This window comes from Allobosea sp. P4_C6, from assembly GCF_056402015.1.
Genome location: NZ_JBFUIF010000007.1, coordinates 56,503 through 74,650, shown reverse-complemented (window position 1 = coordinate 74,650; position 18,148 = coordinate 56,503). Strand labels below are relative to the sequence as shown.

General features: G+C 66.8%; 17 protein-coding genes. 3 read left to right on the top strand and 14 right to left on the bottom strand.

Annotation, left to right across the window (positions count from 1 at the left end; genetic code table 11):
* Positions 1–185 precede the first annotated feature (185 nt).
* From AC1DVA_RS07060 to AC1DVA_RS07015, 10 genes are all read right to left on the bottom strand, one after another.
* A complete protein-coding gene (locus tag AC1DVA_RS07060; RefSeq protein ID WP_476805480.1) occupies positions 186–956 on the bottom strand; it encodes a class II aldolase/adducin family protein in 771 nt (256 codons plus the stop codon).
* Between the two features lie 93 nt (positions 957–1,049).
* A complete protein-coding gene (locus AC1DVA_RS07055; protein ID WP_476805479.1) occupies positions 1,050–1,985 on the bottom strand; it encodes a LysR family transcriptional regulator in 936 nt (311 codons plus the stop codon).
* Between the two features lie 183 nt (positions 1,986–2,168).
* Positions 2,169–3,524: an MmgE/PrpD family protein gene (locus AC1DVA_RS07050; RefSeq protein ID WP_476805478.1), complete on the bottom strand. Its 1,356-nt coding sequence runs from the start codon at positions 3,522–3,524 to the stop codon at positions 2,169–2,171.
* Positions 3,487–3,675 (bottom strand): IclR family transcriptional regulator domain-containing protein, encoded by a 189-nt coding sequence (locus tag AC1DVA_RS07045; RefSeq protein WP_476805477.1) that lies wholly within the window; start codon positions 3,673–3,675, stop codon positions 3,487–3,489. Before AC1DVA_RS07045 ends, AC1DVA_RS07050 begins: the two co-directional genes overlap by 38 nt.
* 7 nt (positions 3,676–3,682) lie before the next feature.
* Complete coding sequence (locus AC1DVA_RS07040; protein ID WP_476805476.1) at positions 3,683–4,552, bottom strand: ABC transporter permease; 870 nt, start codon at positions 4,550–4,552, stop codon at positions 3,683–3,685.
* A complete protein-coding gene (locus AC1DVA_RS07035) occupies positions 4,549–5,493 on the bottom strand; it encodes an ABC transporter permease (RefSeq protein WP_476805475.1) in 945 nt (314 codons plus the stop codon). The genes AC1DVA_RS07040 and AC1DVA_RS07035 overlap by 4 nt, the downstream gene beginning before the upstream one ends.
* The gene (locus AC1DVA_RS07030) at positions 5,490–6,620 is read right to left on the bottom strand and encodes an NAD(P)/FAD-dependent oxidoreductase (protein WP_265050772.1); all 1,131 of its coding nucleotides are present in this window, start codon (positions 6,618–6,620) and stop codon (positions 5,490–5,492) included. The genes AC1DVA_RS07035 and AC1DVA_RS07030 overlap by 4 nt, the downstream gene beginning before the upstream one ends.
* Complete coding sequence (locus tag AC1DVA_RS07025; RefSeq protein ID WP_265050773.1) at positions 6,617–8,020, bottom strand: FAD/NAD(P)-dependent oxidoreductase; 1,404 nt, start codon at positions 8,018–8,020, stop codon at positions 6,617–6,619. The genes AC1DVA_RS07030 and AC1DVA_RS07025 overlap by 4 nt, the downstream gene beginning before the upstream one ends.
* On the bottom strand, positions 8,017–8,313 hold the full coding sequence (locus AC1DVA_RS07020; RefSeq protein WP_265050774.1) for a (2Fe-2S)-binding protein: 297 nt from the start codon (positions 8,311–8,313) through the stop codon (positions 8,017–8,019). The genes AC1DVA_RS07025 and AC1DVA_RS07020 overlap by 4 nt, the downstream gene beginning before the upstream one ends.
* A complete protein-coding gene (locus tag AC1DVA_RS07015; protein ID WP_265050775.1) occupies positions 8,294–9,412 on the bottom strand; it encodes an NAD(P)/FAD-dependent oxidoreductase in 1,119 nt (372 codons plus the stop codon). Before AC1DVA_RS07015 ends, AC1DVA_RS07020 begins: the two co-directional genes overlap by 20 nt.
* Positions 9,413–9,504: 92 nt before the next feature.
* On the opposite strand from AC1DVA_RS07015, the gene AC1DVA_RS07010 reads away from it, so the two are divergent.
* Positions 9,505–10,422 (top strand): LysR substrate-binding domain-containing protein, encoded by a 918-nt coding sequence (locus AC1DVA_RS07010; protein WP_476805474.1) that lies wholly within the window; start codon positions 9,505–9,507, stop codon positions 10,420–10,422.
* On the opposite strand, the gene AC1DVA_RS07005 is transcribed toward AC1DVA_RS07010, so the two are convergent.
* The 4 genes from AC1DVA_RS07005 to AC1DVA_RS06990 form a co-directional block, all read right to left on the bottom strand.
* Complete coding sequence (locus tag AC1DVA_RS07005) at positions 10,409–11,749, bottom strand: MmgE/PrpD family protein (RefSeq protein WP_476805473.1); 1,341 nt, start codon at positions 11,747–11,749, stop codon at positions 10,409–10,411. The genes AC1DVA_RS07010 and AC1DVA_RS07005 overlap by 14 nt on opposite strands.
* 28 nt (positions 11,750–11,777) lie before the next feature.
* Entirely contained in the window at positions 11,778–13,328 is a 1,551-nt protein-coding gene (locus AC1DVA_RS07000; protein WP_476805472.1) for an ABC transporter substrate-binding protein, read from the bottom strand.
* Positions 13,329–13,517: 189 nt separating this feature from the next.
* Positions 13,518–14,837: an ATP-binding protein gene (locus tag AC1DVA_RS06995; RefSeq protein ID WP_265050779.1), complete on the bottom strand. Its 1,320-nt coding sequence runs from the start codon at positions 14,835–14,837 to the stop codon at positions 13,518–13,520.
* A complete protein-coding gene (locus AC1DVA_RS06990) occupies positions 14,834–15,574 on the bottom strand; it encodes a response regulator (protein ID WP_265050780.1) in 741 nt (246 codons plus the stop codon). The genes AC1DVA_RS06995 and AC1DVA_RS06990 overlap by 4 nt, the downstream gene beginning before the upstream one ends.
* A gap of 234 nt (positions 15,575–15,808) precedes the next feature.
* Between AC1DVA_RS06990 and AC1DVA_RS06985 the strand changes: the two genes are divergently transcribed.
* Together AC1DVA_RS06985 and AC1DVA_RS06980 are read left to right on the top strand one after the other, a co-directional pair.
* Entirely contained in the window at positions 15,809–15,994 is a 186-nt protein-coding gene (locus AC1DVA_RS06985) for a hypothetical protein (RefSeq protein ID WP_265050781.1), read from the top strand.
* A 173-nt stretch (positions 15,995–16,167) separates the two neighbouring features.
* Positions 16,168–17,913: a cytochrome c biogenesis protein DipZ gene (locus AC1DVA_RS06980; RefSeq protein WP_476805471.1), complete on the top strand. Its 1,746-nt coding sequence runs from the start codon at positions 16,168–16,170 to the stop codon at positions 17,911–17,913.
* Positions 17,914–18,148 lie beyond the last annotated feature (235 nt).

The window sequence follows — 18,148 nt, the reverse complement described above, 5'->3', positions numbered from 1 at the left end:
ACAGCGCCTCCGGCGGGATAGGGCACGACCAGCAGGATCTGCTTGGCGGGATAGACCGGCTGGCTCTGAGCCAGGCCCGGCAGGATGAAGGAACCCGCGCCGGCAAGAGCCAGAAAGGCACGGCGAGACATCTGCCCGGACATGTTGACCTCCCATCCAGTTGTTCGTTGTCGTTGAGGCGGTGATCAAGAACGGTCGGCGGCATGGACATGCCGGGTCCATTGTTCCCAGGCGCGGTCCATGGCGAAGGGCGTCAGGTTGAATTCGGCGGCGGACAGCGCCTCTGCGGCCGTCAATCGGCGAATCGTGCCGATCTGGGCCGCCTTCAGCTGCACATCGGCGTTGCGGGCGCCATAGATCGACCGGAAGGTGAGCTCCCGGATCGACCGGCCTGCGACGGTGGCGCCGTGGCCGCGCATCAGGACGGTCCAGTTGTCGCCCAGAGCGCGAGCGAGCGAATCCCCCTGCGCATGTGTCGAGACGATCAGGTTCGTATCGCCGAACTCGCTTTGGCTGTCCCAGAGGGGCACCGTCGCACCCATGGTCGCGCCGAGATGGAAGACCGGGACGAGCTCCGCATCGCTGGTGCAGAACGGCATTATCGCCGGCGCGTGGTGGTGGCAGACCGCGAGCACGTCAGGACGCGCGCGGTAGATCGCGCCATGGATGCTGCGTTCGGCGAAGATGCGGGCATCCGTCACTGAAACGAGGGCGTCCTCCAGGTCGAAGACGAGGATATCTTCGACGGTGACCAGTTCGGCTGCCCGGGTTCTCGGCATCAGATAATGGTCCGCGCGATGGGGGTGGCGCGCCGAGACATGTCCGAAGCTGTCGATGATCCCTTCATGAGCAAGAATGCGGCTCGCGAGGACGAGGTCGGCGACGATCGCATCAAGCTCCGGGGAGCCCTGTCGGAGCGGAGGCTCGCCAGCATGAACGGGCGCGTTCGACAGCATGAGATGACCTCGACAAATGCGCGCATCTGCGCCGTCGAGGCAGGATCATCCATTCCGCCGGGGAAAATCCAATGTGAAGCGCTTAGGTCAGCGCTAAGCGTTTTGCTGTGGCTCGGCAGCGGATAAGGGGTGCCCCAATCCGGCCATCGCCGCGGAAAGGGTCGTCATCGCCGCACCGACGGCCTCGCGGATGATCGGGAGCGAGGCGAGTTGCCCCGCCTTGCGGGAACCCGCGAGGTAAAGCGTGCGCCTGAGAACCGGCGCCACGATGGGCCGTGCGAATAGCGTCCCGGCGGCGACTTCGGCGAGCACGGTCCCGTAAGGCAGGATGCCGGCGCCGGACCCGCGGGCGACCAGCGTCTTGATGCCGGAGATCGAACGAACCTCATGCTCCAGCCTGATGCAGAGCCCGTGTTCGCCGGAGGTCTTCTCGACGAGTGAGCGTACGCCATCGCGCAGTTCCGGCAGAATAAGCGGGTACGCGAGAGCCTCTGCGAAGGTGATGGGCGCCTCGTCCGGGTATCCCGTCGCCGTGACGAGCACGAGGTCTTCCTGATAGAGGGCTCGCTTCCAGAAGCCGGCCGCTTCCGGCACCTCGTAAGCCAGGACCAGGTCGAGCTCGGCGCGATGCAGATTGTCCACCAGGAGGTGGCTCATCTCTTCGGTAAGGCTGACGGCCAGTCGAGGGGCGCACTCCGATATCCGCAGCAACAGTTCCGGACCGATGATCTGCATCAGGCTCGGAGTGAGGCCGAACCGGACAGCTTCATGCGCGTCGTCGCGTGCCTCCMGGCGCGCAAGCTCGACGAGGTCGAGGATCTCGACGGCGCGCTGGAACAGTTTCTCGCCGGCGGCAGTGGGCGAAACGCCGCGCGAGTGACGCGTCAGCAATGTAACGCCGAGGCCTTCCTCGAGCTGCTTGATCTGCATGCCCAAAGCCGGTTGCGCGATCCGAAGTTCCTCCGCCGCGCGCGTCATGTTGGCGGTTTCGATCACGCGGACGAAGTACTTGAGTTGGCGGAGATTCACGTCCGCTCCGGGTGGGCTGCGTGCTTCGGGGTGAACCCTGCCACGAACGGGCTCGATCTGACGAGTCCGCACTCGATGATACCGCACGCTTCAAACGATCGTCGAGCGCGGGCGCCTATCTCGGACCGGCATCGCGACGATCCGGGTCCGGCGAGACCGACCGGACCGGCTGCATGTCCATTCTCAGCCAATGATCGACGCCCAGCCGGCGCAGCTGCTCGATAGCGTGAAAAGACTTCTTGGTCGCCTCACGATAGCCCGCCAGACATCCCTGCAGCTTCCGACCGAGCGCGTCGGTCGACGGCGGATCGTTCGGCGAGCCGGGAATGGCCGCCCGCTCGATTCGATGCAGACTGCGGGCGCCGTCGCGTACGTCCAGGATAACCTTTCCAATTCGATATCGCCGCCACTGGGTTGCGAAGCGTCCACGACGATTTCGATACGATCCATCAGTATCGCGATGTCACGCCGTTGCGTCGCTTCCCTCGAATAGTGCTGCAAGGTGGGAACGCCTTCCAGCAAGGCAAGGGCAATGTTGAATGGCGCCGAGAATTTGGCTTCGAGCGCCGATGTGGGGCGATCATATTTGAGGGCGTCGAAACTTTCCGCCGGCGCCGTCAGAACGAACCGCAGCTTTGTTATCTCGGTCCCACTGGAGGCAAGAGCGGCGCGCGCATCGAGCGCAACGCCGATCATGCGATGCGCCGCGTAGCAGCACGGATATAATTTGATCGAGACCCTGCCGGGCTGCGCGATGAAGCTGTCATCGCTCGGCGTCAGCGTGCCGTCATTGCCGCCATAGAGATCGAAGTAGCCTTGCGCGCCGAACACGTCCGGCGCACCAGTGATTCCGGCCATGGCGAGGCGCACCGCGCGGAGCCCGGCAACGGCCGCGAAACCGGCATGAGCGGGCTTGGCCTGCGTTCCGAAATTGACCCGGAGCCCGCCCGACATCGATGCACAGAGGGCAAAGGCCGCGGTCATCTGTTCATGCGACAGCCGATGAAGACGCCCGACAGCGGCCGTTGCGGCAAACGCCCCAACGGTTCCGGTGCCATGCCATCCCTTGTTGTAATGCCCCTGCCCCAGACGCCGAGCGACCGCATGCGCCGCAATCAGCCCGGCGCCGAACGATGCGATGACCTCGTCCGTATTGTTGCTTCGCGGTCCATCCGTGACCACCGCGGGCACGATGACGGTGCTGGCATGCGCCATGCCGTCGATATACACGTCGTCGAAATCGAGCGCGTGCGCCGCGATGGCATTGATCATCACCGCGGCTTCGATGCTTTCGCACGGCTCGCCCGACCATGTCGTCGCACCGCTGCCGGCATAGGCCGATAGCGCATGGCGCGTGACAGGCTCCAGGAATCCCGGCGCGGCGACGCAGATGGTGTCAGATATGGAGCGCGTCACCAGTGCGCGAGTCGCGGCATCGTCGATCGCGCAGTTGCGCACCGCATGCACAAGACGATCGGAAAAGCCGTCATTCATGAATACGTTACTTGCCCGGGTATAAGCCTTGATAGCCCAGCGCACGGCTGAGCAGCTCCGCTTGTTTGCGCACCAGCGCAGACAGTTGTTCTTCCTTCCCGGCGTCGAAGCGAACCTGCGGCACCGTGATGCAGATGCTGCCGATGACGGAATTGTCCATCTTGTAGATCGGCGAACCGATGCCGATGGCACCCACGATCTTGTCACCTGGACCGCATGCGTGGATCGGATGCATCGCGCAGGGCATCGCCGAGCAGGTTGAGCGCCAGCACCGTCGCGAGGATCGCGAGACTCGGGAAAACCGCGAGCCACCAGGCGTCGAGGATGTTCTCGAAGCCCTCGCGAATCATGCTGCCCCAGGTCGCGGCGGGGGGCGGCACGCCGAGCCCGATGAAGCTCAGCGAGGCCTCGGTCCGGATCGCGGATGCCAGCCAGAGCGAGCTCATCACCACCACGTCCGAAAGCATGTTGGGCAGGATGTGCCGGGTCATGATCCGGAACGGCCCGCAGCCATAGGAGCGGCTGGCCTCGACGAAATCGCGCTGGCGCAGCGTAATCGTCGGCGCGCGGGCGACGCGAGCGAAAGGCGCGATCTCCGTGACGGCGATCGCGATTATCAGGTTCTCAAGGCTGGCGCCCAGCATCGCCGCGATCATCAGGCCGAGCAGCAAGGTCGGGAAGGCGAGCAACACGTCGAGCACGCCCATCACGAGCTGGTCGAAGATTCCGCCGATATAGCCGGCGGCCACGCCGATCGCGGTGCCGATCAGCATGGCGATGAGGATCGCGACGAAGCCGACGAAGAGCGAGATGCGGGCGCCGTAGATCAGGCGCGAGAGCACGTCGCGGCCGTAGGAATCGGTCCCGAGCCAGAATTCGGCCGATGGCGGCTCGAGCCGCGCGACGATGTTCTGCTCCAGCGGATCGTAAGGCGCAAGCCAGGGCGCAAAGGCCGCCACGAAGACGATGAAGGCGAGAAGGACGAGGCCGATCCAGGCGAGCTTGTTCTGGCTGAAGGCGAGCCATATGCCACCCGGCCGCAGGTCGACGGTCGTGCTGGTGACGGCGCTCATGTGTATTTCACCCTGGGATCGACGAGGCCATAGGCCATGTCCGTCGCCGTGTTCACGATGATCACGCAGATGGCGAAGATGATCATCAGCCCCTGCAGCAGCGTGTAGTCGCGGGAGTTCAGCGCGCCGATGATCAGCTTGCCCAGCCCCGGCCGGTTGAAGATGATCTCGGTCAGCACCGAATTGCCGATCAGCGTGCCGAAATAGAGCCCGACCACCGTGATGATCGGGATCAGGCTGTTGCGCAGGGCATGCGTCACGACGAGTTGGCCGGGGCTCACGCCCTTGGCTCGGGCCGTCCGGATATAGTCCTCGGTCAGGACGCCGAGCATCGCCGCGCGGGTCACGCGCATCACATAGGCGGTCATGATGATGCCGAGATTGAGGGCCGGCAGCGCCAACGCACGCAGCCTGTCGGTCAGGTCGCCGGAACCGCTGGTATTGCCCAGCACGGGGAACCAACCGAGCTGGATGGCGAAGATGATGAGCATCAGGATGCCGGAGACGAAAGCCGGGAAGGACAGTCCGACCAGCGAAACGACGCGCGCGACATAGTCGACCCAGCCGTTGCGGCTGAGCGCGGCCGCGACACCGAGCGGCAGGCCGAAGACGAGGCCGATCGCGATGGCGGCGATCGTCAGCTCGATCGTCGAGGGCAGGACGAGCAGGACCTCCTGGACGACGCTGCGGCCGCTGCTGAGCGACTGGCCGAGATCCCCGGTGAGGACGTCGCCGACGAAGGCGAGATACTGGAGATGGACCGGCTGGTCGAGGCCGAGCTTTTCGCGCAGCGCCGCGAGCGATGCGGCGCTTGCCTGGTCGCCGAGGATGACGGAGGCCGCATCCCCCGGTACGAGCCGCACGAGCACGAATATCGCCGTCAGCATCACGAAGAGCGTGGGTATGGCGAGCAGGAGACGCCTGAGAACGAAGCTCGTCATGCGGCGGCCCTTTCCTGCATCAGGCGCTGGGGAGCGAAGGCGGTGATCTCGCGCCGGGTCCGGCCCTCGACGACGAGTTCGGCAAGGATGGCCCCGACGACCGGGACGAGTTGGAAGCCGTGCCCCGAGAAGCCGAAGGCATGGTACAGCCCGGGCGCGTTCGGCGAAGCGCCGATCACCGGCAGATGGTCTGATGTCTGCGCCTCGATGCCCGTCCAGCAGCGGGCGATGCGAACGCCCCGTACCGCCGGGAAAAGGTCGCTCGCGGCGCGCGCACCCTTGGCGAGCTCGCTGAAGTTCACCGTGCTGCGTTCGAGGTCGAGATCGGCCGCACCCTGCAGGCCGCCCCCGATCACCAGCGTGCCCTGGTCCGACTGCTTGAATGACAGCGCCCGGCCGACCACGCTGGCGACCGGGTCAAGCAGCGGCGCGAGGCGTTCCGTCACCATCATCATCGAGGCGCGGACGCCGAGCGCGATCCCGTCGCCGAACAGCGCCGCCAGCCGGGCGGCCCAGGCCCCCGCGGCGTTGACGACGACCGGAGCGCGGAAGCGGCGCTCGCCACAGATGAGCAGCCAGTCCGATCCCTGCCGGTCGAGCGCCTCGACGCCGCAGCCCTCGGCGATGACGACGCCTTCCGCGAGGCAGGCGCGGCGGAAGGCGAGGATGGTCCGATGCGGATCGGCGGCGCCATCGCGTCGCGCCACCAGAGCCCCGACGCAATGCGGACTCAGCGCCGGCACGAGACGGCGAAGCTCCTTCGCATCGATCATTTCTTCGTGGCCATAGCCGAGCGAGTGCATCTTCGCCTCGCGCCGCAGCAGGTCCGGCATGTGCTCCTCCCGTTCCGCGATGCGGAGCTGCCCGTGCGCATGAAAGCCGCAGTCGTCGCCGACGATCTCCGCGATCCGGTGCCACATCGCCATGGCTTCGAGCGAGATCGGGATCTCGGCGATGTCGCGGCCGAGCGTCCGCACGCCGGCTGCGGTGGCGCCCGATGCATGCCGTCCCGTCCAGCGCCGCTCGATCACCACGACACGCCGGCCGGCGCGAGCCAGATGCAGCGCGGCCGACAGGCCGTGCAACCCGCCGCCCACCACCGCGACATCGACCGGTTCGGCGGTCATGCGGCCGGCTCCCGCTCGTCGAGGCTGGCGAGTTCGCCCAGCGTCACCGGCTTCAGGGGCGGTCGGATACGATAGAACCCGACCTCCTCGACCGGCCGGTTCTGAGCCGCGGCGAGGATATGCGCCATCGTGTAACCGCATTGCCGCCCCTGACAGGGGCCCATGCCGGCGCGGGTGAAGGCCTTCAGCTGGTTCGGGCCGGGGCGCCCCTGCTTGGCGAGGATGCGCAACTCGCCCGCCGTGACCTCCTCGCAGCGGCAGACCAGCGTCTCGTCGGCGGGGGCGAAGACCTGCCGGCGCGGCGCGTAGAGCGCATCGAGGAAGGGCCGCAGGGCGAGCGCACGCGAAAGCACCGCCCGTTCCGTGCGTGCCGCTGCCGCCGCCGCATCTTCTCCGAGCCTTCCCAATTTGGCGGCGACGCGCAGTGCCGCGATCCGCCCGCGCGGCTCGGCCGCCTCGGCGCCGCCGATGCCCGCGCCGTCGCCTGCGACGAAGACGCCCGCTTGCGAGGTCTCGCCCCAGGCATCGAGGGTCGGGATGTAGCAGGACTGGCCGGGATGCCAGCTGACCGCACAGCCGAGCGCGAGCGGCGCGTGGATGTTCGGCACGATGCCTTCATGCACGAGCAGCACCTCGGCGGCGACGCTGCGTTCGATGCCGTCCTCCGTGCGGTAGCGCAGCTGTTCGAGATGACCGGCGCCCTTGGCGTGAAGCTCCGTGACATGGCGGATGATCGGAAAGCCGGCCCGCCTGAGCGCCAGCGACCAGGACAGGCCCTTGGCGAGGTCGCCGAGGCGTCCGAGCGCCTGCGGCAGATGCCGGAGCGCCGCACCTAGCCGGCCGCGCGGCGTGGTATCGAGAAAGCCCGCGATCCGCCCGCCGGCGGCCAGAAGCTGCGTCATGTAGAGCAGGGGCAACGGCCCGCAGCCAGCGATCCAGACCGGCTTTTCGGGCACGGAATCGGCCGTTTTCAGCAGGATTTGCGCGGCGCCCACCGTCAGCACGCCCGGCAGCGTCCAGCCCGGGAACGGCACCGGGCGTTCCTGCGCACCGGTGGCGAGGATGACGGCCTCTGCAGTCACGCTGCGGGCCCGCCCTTCCCGCGTCAGGAAGGCGCGAAAGCCCGGTTCGATCTGCCAGAGTTGGCTTTGCGCCTCGTAGAGCGCGCCGCAGGCACGGAAGGCGGCGGCGCGATCGACGCCAGCACGATACGCGTCACCGAGCCTTGCCAGGCGCGGCGTCGCAGCGACGGTCTCGATCGCGCGCCAGATCTGGCCGCCGGGCGCCGGTTGCTCGTCGATGACGCGCACCGAGAGGCCATGGCGGCGTGCGGTCACGGCGGCGGCCATGCCCGCCGGCCCCGCGCCGACGATGAGGAGGTCGGTGTGGGCATCGCTCATGCCGAGAGGCTCCGGCGTCCTTGCTGGCGCGTGACGGACATGCCGTCCTGGACCGGCGTCAGGCAGCCCTGCACGGAGCCCTGTCCATCGACCTCGACAAGGCATTCGAAGCAGACGCCCATCATGCAGTAGGGCGCGCGGGAGCTCTCCGACACCGGCGTGGTCCGGCTCCAGCCTTCTGGCTGACGCAATAGCAGGGCGGCGACGCTCTCCCCGGCCTCGGCCAGCAAAGGGTGCCCGTCGACATAGACCGTGACAGCGGCCGGCCCCGGATCATGCAGCTTGCGGAACATCGAAGCGTCTCTGGTGAAAAGGAAAAAGGGTCTCAGGCAAGGAGCCGTCCATGATCGCCCGGGCCAGAAGCTCGGCGTGGATGGCAGCGAGCGTCACGCCGGAATGGCAGAGCGCGATGAAGGCGCCGGGATGGCTCTGTGATTGGGCATAGATCGGGTAGCCGTCGGGCGTCATGATCCTCAAGCCTGCCCATTGGCGGACGAGCCTCGCCGCCGCGAGCGCCGGGACCACCTTGACGGTTTTGCGGCTCAGCTCGGCAGCCGCCGTTGCCGTCGTCGAAGTATCGAGGCCCACCTCATCCTTGGTCGCGCCGATCATCACCGTGCCTTCCGCCGTCTGGCGCAGGCCGCTCGCCGGCAGCGGCAGGAAGGGGGCGAGCCGCTCGGTGACGAGCACCTGGCCGCGCTCGGGGTGAACAGGCACATCGAGGCCGACCTGCCGGCCGAGCTCCGCCGAGCCGAGCCCGGCGGCAATGACGATGCGTGGCGCCGTCAACGTTTCGCCCTCCAGGACGAGACGGAAATCCGGGCCCGCCGGTTCGATGCGCTCGACGCGTGAACGGTGGCGAATGCGACCGCCAAGACGTGTCAGCCCGCCATGCAGCGCCGCCAGAAGCCGCAACGGATTGGCATGGCCGTCGTGCCGGCCGAAGCTCGCTCCCGTCACCTCCGGCCCCAAACCCGCCTTGGGCAGCAGGCGCTCCAGCGCCGATCTGTCGAGCATCTCCCAGTCGGGCTCGCCTTCGCCGCGCTGGTTGTGCAGGCGCAGCAGATCGAGGCGCCGCTTTTCAAAGGCCTGTTCGCCGAGACAGAAGGCAAGGCCGCCATTCTGCTCGTATGACAGGTCGGTTCCGGTCTCGGCCTGGAGTGCATCGGAAAGGCAACGCCACAGCGCGATGCTCCGGCGTGTCAGGGCCTGGTAGGCGGGCATGCCGAGCCCCTTGCCCTGCAGCCAGACCAGGCCGAAATTCGCACGCGCCGCGCGGAAGTCGCCATCGTCGCCATCGAGCAGCAACACGTTCTGGCGTCGCTTGGCGAGGCCGTAGGCGATGGCTGCCCCGACAGTTCCTCCTCCGATGACGACGATGTCGGGCCGCATGCGATTTTCCCTTGCCGGCTTCGACGTTAGGGAGCCATGTTGTATTTCGTCAAAGTCGTTTTTATCGGCCTCCTATTCCGCAGGGTTATGCAATGGTCCGACGGCTCAACCTGCGGCAGATCGAGGCCTTCAAGGCGGTCATCGAATACGGCACGGTGAGCCGCGCCGCCGATATGATGAACATCTCTCAGCCCGCGATGAGCAAGCTGATCGCCCATCTCGAAGCGGATACGGGCCTGCAGCTGTTCGACCGGGTGAAAGGGCGGCTGACGGCGACCCGGCGCGGCATGCGGCTCTACGAGGAGATCGACCGCATCTTTGCCGGGGTGCGCCAGGTGGAGAATGCGGTGGAAGCGATCCGCCGTGACGAGCAGAGCCGGCTGCTGATCGGCGTCATGCCGGCGCTCTCGGGCTCCTTTATCCAGCAGGCGACCTCGCGTTTTCTCGCCAGCCAGCCGGGGGTGTTCTGCTCGGTGCAGTCGCGCAGTTCGCAATGGATCGCCGATGGGCTCGTCACCCGAAAGCTCGATGTCGGATTCACCGTCGCGCCGATCGATAATCCCTACATCGTCGCCGAGCCGCTGATGGCCCATCCGCTCGTCTGCATCCTGCCGCTCGACCATCCGCTGACGGAAAAGAGCGTGATCACCCCGGCCGATATCGACGGCGTCGCCTTCGTCTCGTTCGATCCGGAGAGCTTCACGGCCCGGCGTATCGGCCAGGTCTTCGACGCACACGGTGTCGCGCCGAATATCGTCATGGTCGTGAGCATTTCGCCGACGCTCTGCGAGTTCGTCTCCGCCGGCGTCGGCATATCGCTGGTTCATCCCTCCGCCATCGGGGGCTTGCGGGGCAAGGTGGCGATCCGAAGCTTCGATCCCGCCGTTCAGCTCGATTTCCAACTCTGCCGCATCCGCGACAGCCGCAATGCCCGGCTCGTCGAGGCGTTCCTTGACGGCGCCCGACAGGCAGCAGCGGAGACATCGCGGACGATCCTTACGCCGGGGTGAGCCTCACCGTCGCCAGGGCTTGCAGCAATGGCGCGTGATCGCCCTCGCGCAGGCGGCGAAGCGCGGCGATCACATCATGCCGCTGTGCCGGCGCGGCGACGAAGCGGCAGGCCCGCTCCAGCTTGTCTTCGAGATCGGCCCATGACGGGGGATCAGAGGCCTCCCCGCGCGGCGCCGTAACCGGAGAGACGAATGCGCGGCCCTCGGCCCTTATGGTGACGCGGGACAGCGTCTCGGCCGGAAAACGGGCGTCGAGCTCGGGATCGAGGTGCAGCGAAACCTTTTCCGCCAGCGCGACGATATCGGGCCGATCGACCGCCGCCTCGGTCAGCGGCAGGAGCGCCTCCGGCCCGTCGATCGCGATCAGGCCGAGGCAATACGGGATGCTGAACTGGATGTCCGTGAAACCCTGCGGGCGCGGCCGGTTCGCCAGGCGCAGCGCGCCGCTATAGGTGGCGACGTCGATGGAGTCGATGCGGCGCGGGTCGATGCGATTCTCCGCGAGAAGACCGAGGAATGCATCGGCAGGGGCATGGACATGCCGGCAGCAGGCAAGGAATTTCATATAGTTGCGCATGATGTAGTGTTGCCGGCCGAACCCGTCTGCCAGCCCTTCGAGCCGGAAATGCTCGTGATTGTCGAGCAAGGTCAGCGGGCCGGTATGCCCGGCTTCGGCCAGCAGCACGGCGTGCGCAGCCGTGACGCTCGACCAGGCGATACCCTCCTTGACGTCGCTGCCTTCCTGGGCGCGGAAGGCAGGACCCGCCCCGGCATAAAGCTGGTTCGGCGCGCTCATGCCGCTGATGGCGAGCGCGTGCGCCAGTTGTTCCGCAGGGGTGTGTCTCAGAAAGCCGAGGGCCGCGACCACGCCGTAGCCCGACCACATGCCGGTATTGGCATAGAAGCGCCGGGCGGCCCCGACCGCGACGCCAACCTCGTAGCCGACGACAATCGCCTGCAGCAGCTCGTCCGTGGTTGCGGCCGTCTCCTGAGCCGCGGCGAAGGCGGCTGGAATGATCGCGGCTCCGGGGTGCCCGCGCGCGATCCGGTGCCCGTCGTCGAGATCAAGGGCCGCCGCTGCCGAAGCATTGCACCAGATCGCGCCGGTAAGACCCGAGCTCTGCCCGGTGAACCAGACCGGAAGGGCGCCATCGGCCATCGTCGCGCGGGCGGCTTGCCGAACCGCGCGGGGACCCGGCGCCCCGATGCCGGCGGCTGCAGCCGCGACGAGGTCGAGCACGCTGCGGCAGGCCGCCTCCCGCAACTCCGGCGTCAAGGGCCGGCGGGTGGCCGCGATATAGCTCGCGAGCTGACGCACCGTCTCCATAGTCGGACGTCCTCGGCGCCGGCCGCCCTCAGCGTGCTTTCAGCGTGGCCGCTTCGGTGATCGGCGGGGCGAGATTCATCGCGCCCTTCAGCTCGTAGCCGAAATCGAGCCTGTCGCTGCGCGCCCAAACCTGTCGGAGCTCGAAGAGCGGGATGGCACAGACGTCGTCCATGATCTTGTGCTGGGCCTCCTTCCAGAGAGCCTTTTGCGCCTCGGCGTCCGAGGCGGTGCGGGCCTGCTCGATTTCCTTGTCGGCGACCTTGCAATGCGAGAAATTCGTCGCCGCGGTCGGCGTATTCACCGTGGCGCGCGAGTGGAAGAATTCGCTGAGATAGGTATCGGCGATCGGGAAGCGCGCCGCGCCGTAGAAGACGAGGCCGCTCAGGTCCTTGCGCGTCTGGCTCTGATAGGTCGCGTGGTCGACGACCTGCATCTCGAGCTTGATCCCCGCCTTGGCGAGCTGCGCCTGGATGATCTCCATGATCGGCTGCTGCGCCGAGATGTTCGAAACGATCGCCTTGATCGTGATGCCGTCCTTGTGACCGGCTTCGGCCAGCAAAGCCTTCGCCTTGGCGAGGTCGAAACCGTAGCGGACGGAGCAGTCTTCTCCGAGATAGCCGGGCGGCACGACCGAGCAACCTTTGGGACCCACATCCTTGCCGACATAGCGCACGAGGTCGTCGACATTGACCGCGGCGGCGATGGCACGGCGCACCCGGATGTCGTCGAGCGGCGGCACGCTCTGGTTGATGTGAAGCAACCGATATTCGCCGGGCCGGAAGATCTCGACGTTGAAGCCGGGGCGGCGGCGGGCGGAATCGACCCATCGCTGCTCGCGCTTGGCATACATCAGGTCGACCTCGCCCGAGGTAAAGGCGAGTTCGCGGGCGCTGTCCGAGGGGATGACGCGAACCATGATCGTGTCGATCTTCGGCTTGCCGCGGAAATAGTTCGGGTTGGCGGCGAGCTTGACGTATTGCTGGGTCACCTGCTCGACGAAGGCGAAGGGGCCGGTGCCGACGGGGCGCCCGCCGAACTTGTCTCCCAGTTCCTCGGCAGCCTTGCGGCTGACAATATTGCCGCCGTGATAATTGGTGACGCGGCCGAGGAAGTTGACGTCCGGATATTTCAGCGTGACCCGTACGGTCAGGTCGTCCAGCTTCTCGACCTTGTCGACTGCGGCGAAATCCGAGGAGAAGGTCGAGCGCTTGGGGTCGGCCGAGCGCTGCAGCGAATAGACGACATCGTCGGCGGTCAGCGTGCCCAAGTCGCCCTGGAACTTGACGTCCTTGCGCAAATGGAACGTCCAGACCTTGCCGTCGGGCGACTGCTCCCAGCGCTCGGCGAGATCGGGCTCGATATCCTTGGGATCGGCACTGCCCGGCTTGAAGCGGACGAGACCGTTATACAACCAACCGATGACGGTCTTGTCGCTGGTGGCGCTGGCACGATGCGCGTCGAGTGTCGAAACATCCCCATCGCCGGCGACACGCAGCACGGTTTCCTGAGCCGAGCCCGCGACAGGCAGGCAGGCGGCAAACACCAGGCCGGCAAGCCCGATGACAGAGTTCCTGATCATGTAATCCCCTCGATTTCTGTTCTTTGCCCGAATGTGGGCGCAGCGATCCCAGGCTGTCCAAGTCGAAATCGGGGATGGGGTATTCTGAACGGTTATGAATCACCCCGGAACTGCACGGGATGACGGTGAAGCATCGAGATGTGCCGCGGCTCGCGCCGAGTTGATCTGAAGGCCCCAAAGCGGACGATCTCAGTTGAGCACCACCTCTGCTTGAAGTCCTCCGTCCGGGCGGTTTGCCAGCGTCAATCCACCGCCGATCGCGACTGCGAGCTGCTGAGCGATGGCGAGGCCGAGGCCCGTGCCGCCGGTGTCGCGGCTGCGGGATTGTTCGAGCCGAAAAAAGGGCTGCAGGACGGCATCGAGCTGATCGTGGGGAACGCCGGGGCCGCGATCGAGGACCAGGATCCGCAGCTTTCCACTGGGCGCCCTTTCAAGCTGGATTTCGGCGGCTCCGGCGAATTTCAGGGCATTGTCGATCAGGTTGGTCAGGATGCGCCGCAGGGCATGGGGACGCGTCATCACGACGGCATCGACCAGACGCGACACCGCGACCGATTTGCCGGTGTCCTGATAATCGAAGGCGATGCTCTCGACGAAGGAGCCGAGGTCGATGCGCGCCGGCTTTTCCGTGTCGCCATGCGCGCTCTTCGCATAGGCCACGCCTTCGCGAACGAGACGCTCGATCTCGGAGAGATCGTTGACGAGCTTGTCCTTCTCCGGGCTGTCCTCCGCCATCTCCGCGCGCAGCTTCATCCGCGTGATCGGCGTCTGCAGATCATGGGAGATCGCGGCGAGGATCTGGACGCGCTCCTGCAGGTAATGCGCGATCCGGTCCCGCATGGCGTTGAAGGCCGTCGCCGCATGCGCGACCTCGGCCGGGCCGTTCTCTTCGAGCCGCGCGGTCTTGCGGTTGGGGTCCAGCGCTTCGGCGGCATTGGTCAGCCGCAGCAGCGGCCTGATCGCCAGCCGCACGGCGAACCAGGTGCAGAGCACGAGCAGGCAGAGCTGGGCGAAGAGCACATAGGGCAGCCAGGTCGCCAGCGGCATCAGCGCCGGCAGCACGTCGATCGTCACCGGCGAGCCGTCGCTGAGCGTGACATGTGCCTGGAGATGCTCCCGCTCGCCGGGAATGCTTTCGACACGGACCGGGAAGCGCTTTCCGGCAGCGACGTTGATGGTCTCGGCCACTTCCGCCGCGCGCCGGCTCAGTTCCGGAATGCCGGGCAGCCCCGGCCCAAGCTCGTAGCGATAGGTGCGCCGCGCCAGCAGGTCGAGCCATTGCGCCCGCTCCTCCGGCGGCAGGCGGTCGAGCAGCGCGATCGAGGTGGCGACGTCGTTCTCCAGCGTCGTGTACATCGTCGCCTTGGCGCTCATCGTGCGCTCGTAGAACTGCACGCCGAACGACAGGGCATGCGCCACGGCGAGGCCGGCGAAGAGGATGAGGAAGAGCCGCCAGCGCAGCGTGCGCGGCAGATGCAGGAGCCCTCCCATTCTGGTGGCGACGCTCATTGCCGCGCCGTGACGATCTCGACCGGCATGGCGAGGACATAGCCCTCGCTGCGCACGGTCTTGATATAGGCGGGCTCGCGCGCATCGTCGCGCAGGCGCTGCCGGACGCGGCTGACGAGCAGGTCGATCGAGCGATCGAACAATTCGGTTTCGCGCCCCTGTGTCAGATTGAGCAGCTGGTCGCGCGAGAGCACACGCTGGGGATGGTCGAGGAAGACGCGCAGCAGGCGATACTCCGCCCCGCTGAGCGTGACCGCCGTGCCTTCCTTGTCGAGCAGGTGGCGTGCGGTAGTGTCGAGCTGCCAGTCGCCGAAGGCGATAAGCTGGCCGGCTTCCGTCACCTGCAGATTGGGCGGCAGCATGCGCGTCCGGCGCAGCACGGCCTTGATCCGGGCCAGCAGTTCGCGGGCGACGAAGGGCTTGGCGAGATAATCGTCGGCGCCCATCTCCAGTCCGACGATCCGGTCGGTGTCGTCATTGCGCGCGGTCAGCATCAGGATCGGCGTCGCCTTGTGCTTGCCCGCGCGCAATTCGCGGCAGAGCACGAGCCCGTCATCGCGCGGCATCATCAGGTCGAGGACGATGAGATCGACCCGGTCGGCGTCGAGGAAGGCGCGCATCTGCCGCCCGTCCGCGGCCGTCGTCACGCGCAGGCCGTTCTTCTTCAGATAGCCCGAGACCAGATCCCGGATCTCCCGATCGTCGTCGACGACGAGCACATGGTCGATATGGTCCATCAGCAAGGGCTTTCCGCTTCCGTCGCCGTAGAAATAGCAGAGCCTCCGCGGTTTGCTCGGGCCTTCCGCGGGAGAATTGTAAGCGCGTGTATCGGCTGTCAGGCCCGATACCGGCGCGGACAATAATCCCGTCGAACGCTTCGTCCTGTTTAGGCAGGGTGCGCCCGCACGCAGCCGCCCATCATTCGGCCTGCCTGCCTTCATCGTCCTCGACTGCGCAGGAAGGAAGCGTCAATGCACAAGCGTCTCATCTCGGCCGTCATCGGCGGGCTCATGCTGCCGATCGCCGGCACATGTTCGGCGGTGGAAGCCGCAGCCATCCGCAACATCGTCATCGTCCACGGCGCCTTTGCCGGCGGCTCCGGCTGGCGCAAGGTCTCGAAGCCGGTCGTCGAGGCGGCCAAGGCCGTTTCCCCATAGCGGAACCAACTACCGGGCGGGCTTTCGCAACCGCTCGCCCGGCACCGTCGATACACGCCGTTACAGATCGGCCTCCTCGGGAAACACGGGAGATACGTCGGCAAGGTCGAGTGCTGGCGCATCCGGCGGAGGCTCCATCAGGAACGCCTCCGCCGCCCTGAAGAGGACCAGCCATGACCTTGTTCGTCATTTCATATCTGGCCGGCGTGCTGACGATCCTCAGCCCCTGCATCCTTCCCATCCTGCCTTTCGTCTTTTCGCGCGCCGACCGGCCCTTCCTCCGTGGAATCCTGCCGATGCTGATCGGCATGGCGGCGACCTTCTCCGCCGTCGCCAGCCTTGCCGCCATCGGCGGCAGCTGGGCAGTGCAGGCGAACGAGATCGGTCGCCATGCTGCGCTCGCCTTGCTAGCCCTGTTCGGCATCACGCTCATCTCGCAGCGCGCGGCCGCGATCTTCGCCCGCCCCATCGTCGCGCTCGGCCATCGGCTTTCCGGCAACGTCGAAGGGCCGCGCTCCGTTGGCGGATCACTTCTGCTCGGCATCGCGACCGGTCTGCTCTGGGCGCCCTGCGCGGGCCCGATCCTCGGCTTGGTGCTGACCGGGGCTGCGCTGCACGGAGCCAACGCCGAAACCGCCCTGGTCCTGACCGCCTATGCAGCCGGTGCGGCGACATCCCTTGCCTTGGCCTTGCGGGCGGGCGGCCCGATCTTCGCGGCGCTGAAGCGCTCTCTCGGGCTTGGCGAACGTATCCGCCAAGGCGTCGGTATCGCGGTTCTGGCAAGCGTGCTCGCGATCGGCTTCGGGCTCGATACCGGCCTCCTGACCCAGCTCTCCTTTGCCGGTACCGTCGGCGTCGAGCAGAGCCTGCTGGACAAGCTCGGCCCGCGCCCTGCGGAAGCCGGCGGGCTTCGCACGGCCGAGAATGCCGTTCAGCCCTATCGCAGCAATCTGCCGGACCTCGGCGCGGCTCCCGGTTTCGCCGGCGCGACGGGCTGGCTCAACTCCGGCCCGCTGACCGCAGAGCAGCTGCGCGGGAAGGTCGTGCTGGTCAATTTCTGGACCTATTCCTGCATCAACTGCATCCGCACCCTGCCTTATATCCGTGCCTGGGCCGAGACGTACAAGGATGAGGGCCTGGCCGTGGTCGGCGTCCACACGCCGGAATTCGCCTTCGAGAAGAAGGTCTGGAATATCCGGCAGGCGATCGCCCGTTTCGGCATCGCTTATCCGGTTGCGGCCGACAATGATTTCCGGATCTGGCGCGCCTTCCGCAACAGCTACTGGCCCGCGCTCTATGTCGTCGATGCGCAGGGGCGGATCCGCTACAGACAGTTCGGCGAAGGCGGCGAGGCGCGCACGGAACGGGTCATCCAGGACCTCCTGGCCGAAGCCGCGGGTCATCGCGGCGCGGGGAGCGCGTCCGTGACGCCGCAGGCGCCGGGCGCGCAGGCTCCGGCCGACCTCGCCAACGCCCGTTCGGGCGAGACCTATCTCGGCTATCTGAAGGCAGCGGGCTTCGCCTCGCCCGAGGGCGTGGCAAGCGATCGGCCGCAGGATTACAGCGTCCGGACGCTCAGGCTCAATCAGTGGGGCCTTATCGGCAGCTGGACGATCGGCCCTGAGAGTGCGGGGCTCGAACGGGCAGGTGGCGGCATCGCCTTCCGCTTCAGCGCGCGGGACCTGCATCTGGTGCTCGGGCCGGGTCCGGCCGGCAAGCCCGTGCGCTTCCGGGTCACGGTCGATGGCGCAGCACCGGGGGCCGATCGCGGCGCCGATATCGACGCGGAGGGCAACGGTACGGTCGCGGAAACGCGGCTCTACCAGCTCGTCCGCCAGTCCGGCGAGGTGCGGGAGCGCGTCTTCGAAATCCGCTTCCTCGACGCGGGCGCGGAAGCCTACGCCTTCACCTTCGGTTGATCGGGAAGAGCAATCGGGCTCCGCCGCACGGTCGAGTCCGGCCTCGGTCCTCGTCGTTGCCCAAGGTCACGGGCAAGGTTGGACGAACGCCGTCATGGTACGACCCCATTCGCCATGGTGGCGTTCTACGCGACCAGCGGCCTCTGCCGCATTCATGCTTCCCAAAAACAAGGAAGCGGCCCTGAAGGGTTCCGCGTCGCCTGCAAACAGAAGGAGCCGCCACAAGGGCGGCTCC

Bases quoted from the DNA above. Each gene is read 5' to 3' on its own strand.
- AC1DVA_RS07060 (WP_476805480.1), bottom strand. From the start codon at position 956: ATGCTGTCGAACGCGCCCGTTCATGCTGGCGAGCCTCCGCTCCGACAG.
- AC1DVA_RS07040 (WP_476805476.1), bottom strand. From the start codon at position 4,552: ATGAGCGCCGTCACCAGCACGACCGTCGACCTGCGGCCGGGTGGCATA.
- AC1DVA_RS07035 (WP_476805475.1), bottom strand. From the start codon at position 5,493: ATGACGAGCTTCGTTCTCAGGCGTCTCCTGCTCGCCATACCCACGCTC.
- AC1DVA_RS07030 (WP_265050772.1), bottom strand. From the start codon at position 6,620: ATGACCGCCGAACCGGTCGATGTCGCGGTGGTGGGCGGCGGGTTGCAC.
- AC1DVA_RS07025 (WP_265050773.1), bottom strand. From the start codon at position 8,020: ATGAGCGATGCCCACACCGACCTCCTCATCGTCGGCGCGGGGCCGGCG.
- AC1DVA_RS07020 (WP_265050774.1), bottom strand. From the start codon at position 8,313: ATGTTCCGCAAGCTGCATGATCCGGGGCCGGCCGCTGTCACGGTCTAT.
- AC1DVA_RS07015 (WP_265050775.1), bottom strand. From the start codon at position 9,412: ATGCGGCCCGACATCGTCGTCATCGGAGGAGGAACTGTCGGGGCAGCC.
- AC1DVA_RS07010 (WP_476805474.1), top strand. From the start codon at position 9,505: ATGGTCCGACGGCTCAACCTGCGGCAGATCGAGGCCTTCAAGGCGGTC.
- AC1DVA_RS07005 (WP_476805473.1), bottom strand. From the start codon at position 11,749: ATGGAGACGGTGCGTCAGCTCGCGAGCTATATCGCGGCCACCCGCCGG.
- AC1DVA_RS07000 (WP_476805472.1), bottom strand. From the start codon at position 13,328: ATGATCAGGAACTCTGTCATCGGGCTTGCCGGCCTGGTGTTTGCCGCC.
- AC1DVA_RS06995 (WP_265050779.1), bottom strand. From the start codon at position 14,837: ATGAGCGTCGCCACCAGAATGGGAGGGCTCCTGCATCTGCCGCGCACG.
- AC1DVA_RS06990 (WP_265050780.1), bottom strand. From the start codon at position 15,574: ATGGACCATATCGACCATGTGCTCGTCGTCGACGACGATCGGGAGATC.
- AC1DVA_RS06985 (WP_265050781.1), top strand. From the start codon at position 15,809: ATGCACAAGCGTCTCATCTCGGCCGTCATCGGCGGGCTCATGCTGCCG.
- AC1DVA_RS06980 (WP_476805471.1), top strand. From the start codon at position 16,168: ATGACCTTGTTCGTCATTTCATATCTGGCCGGCGTGCTGACGATCCTC.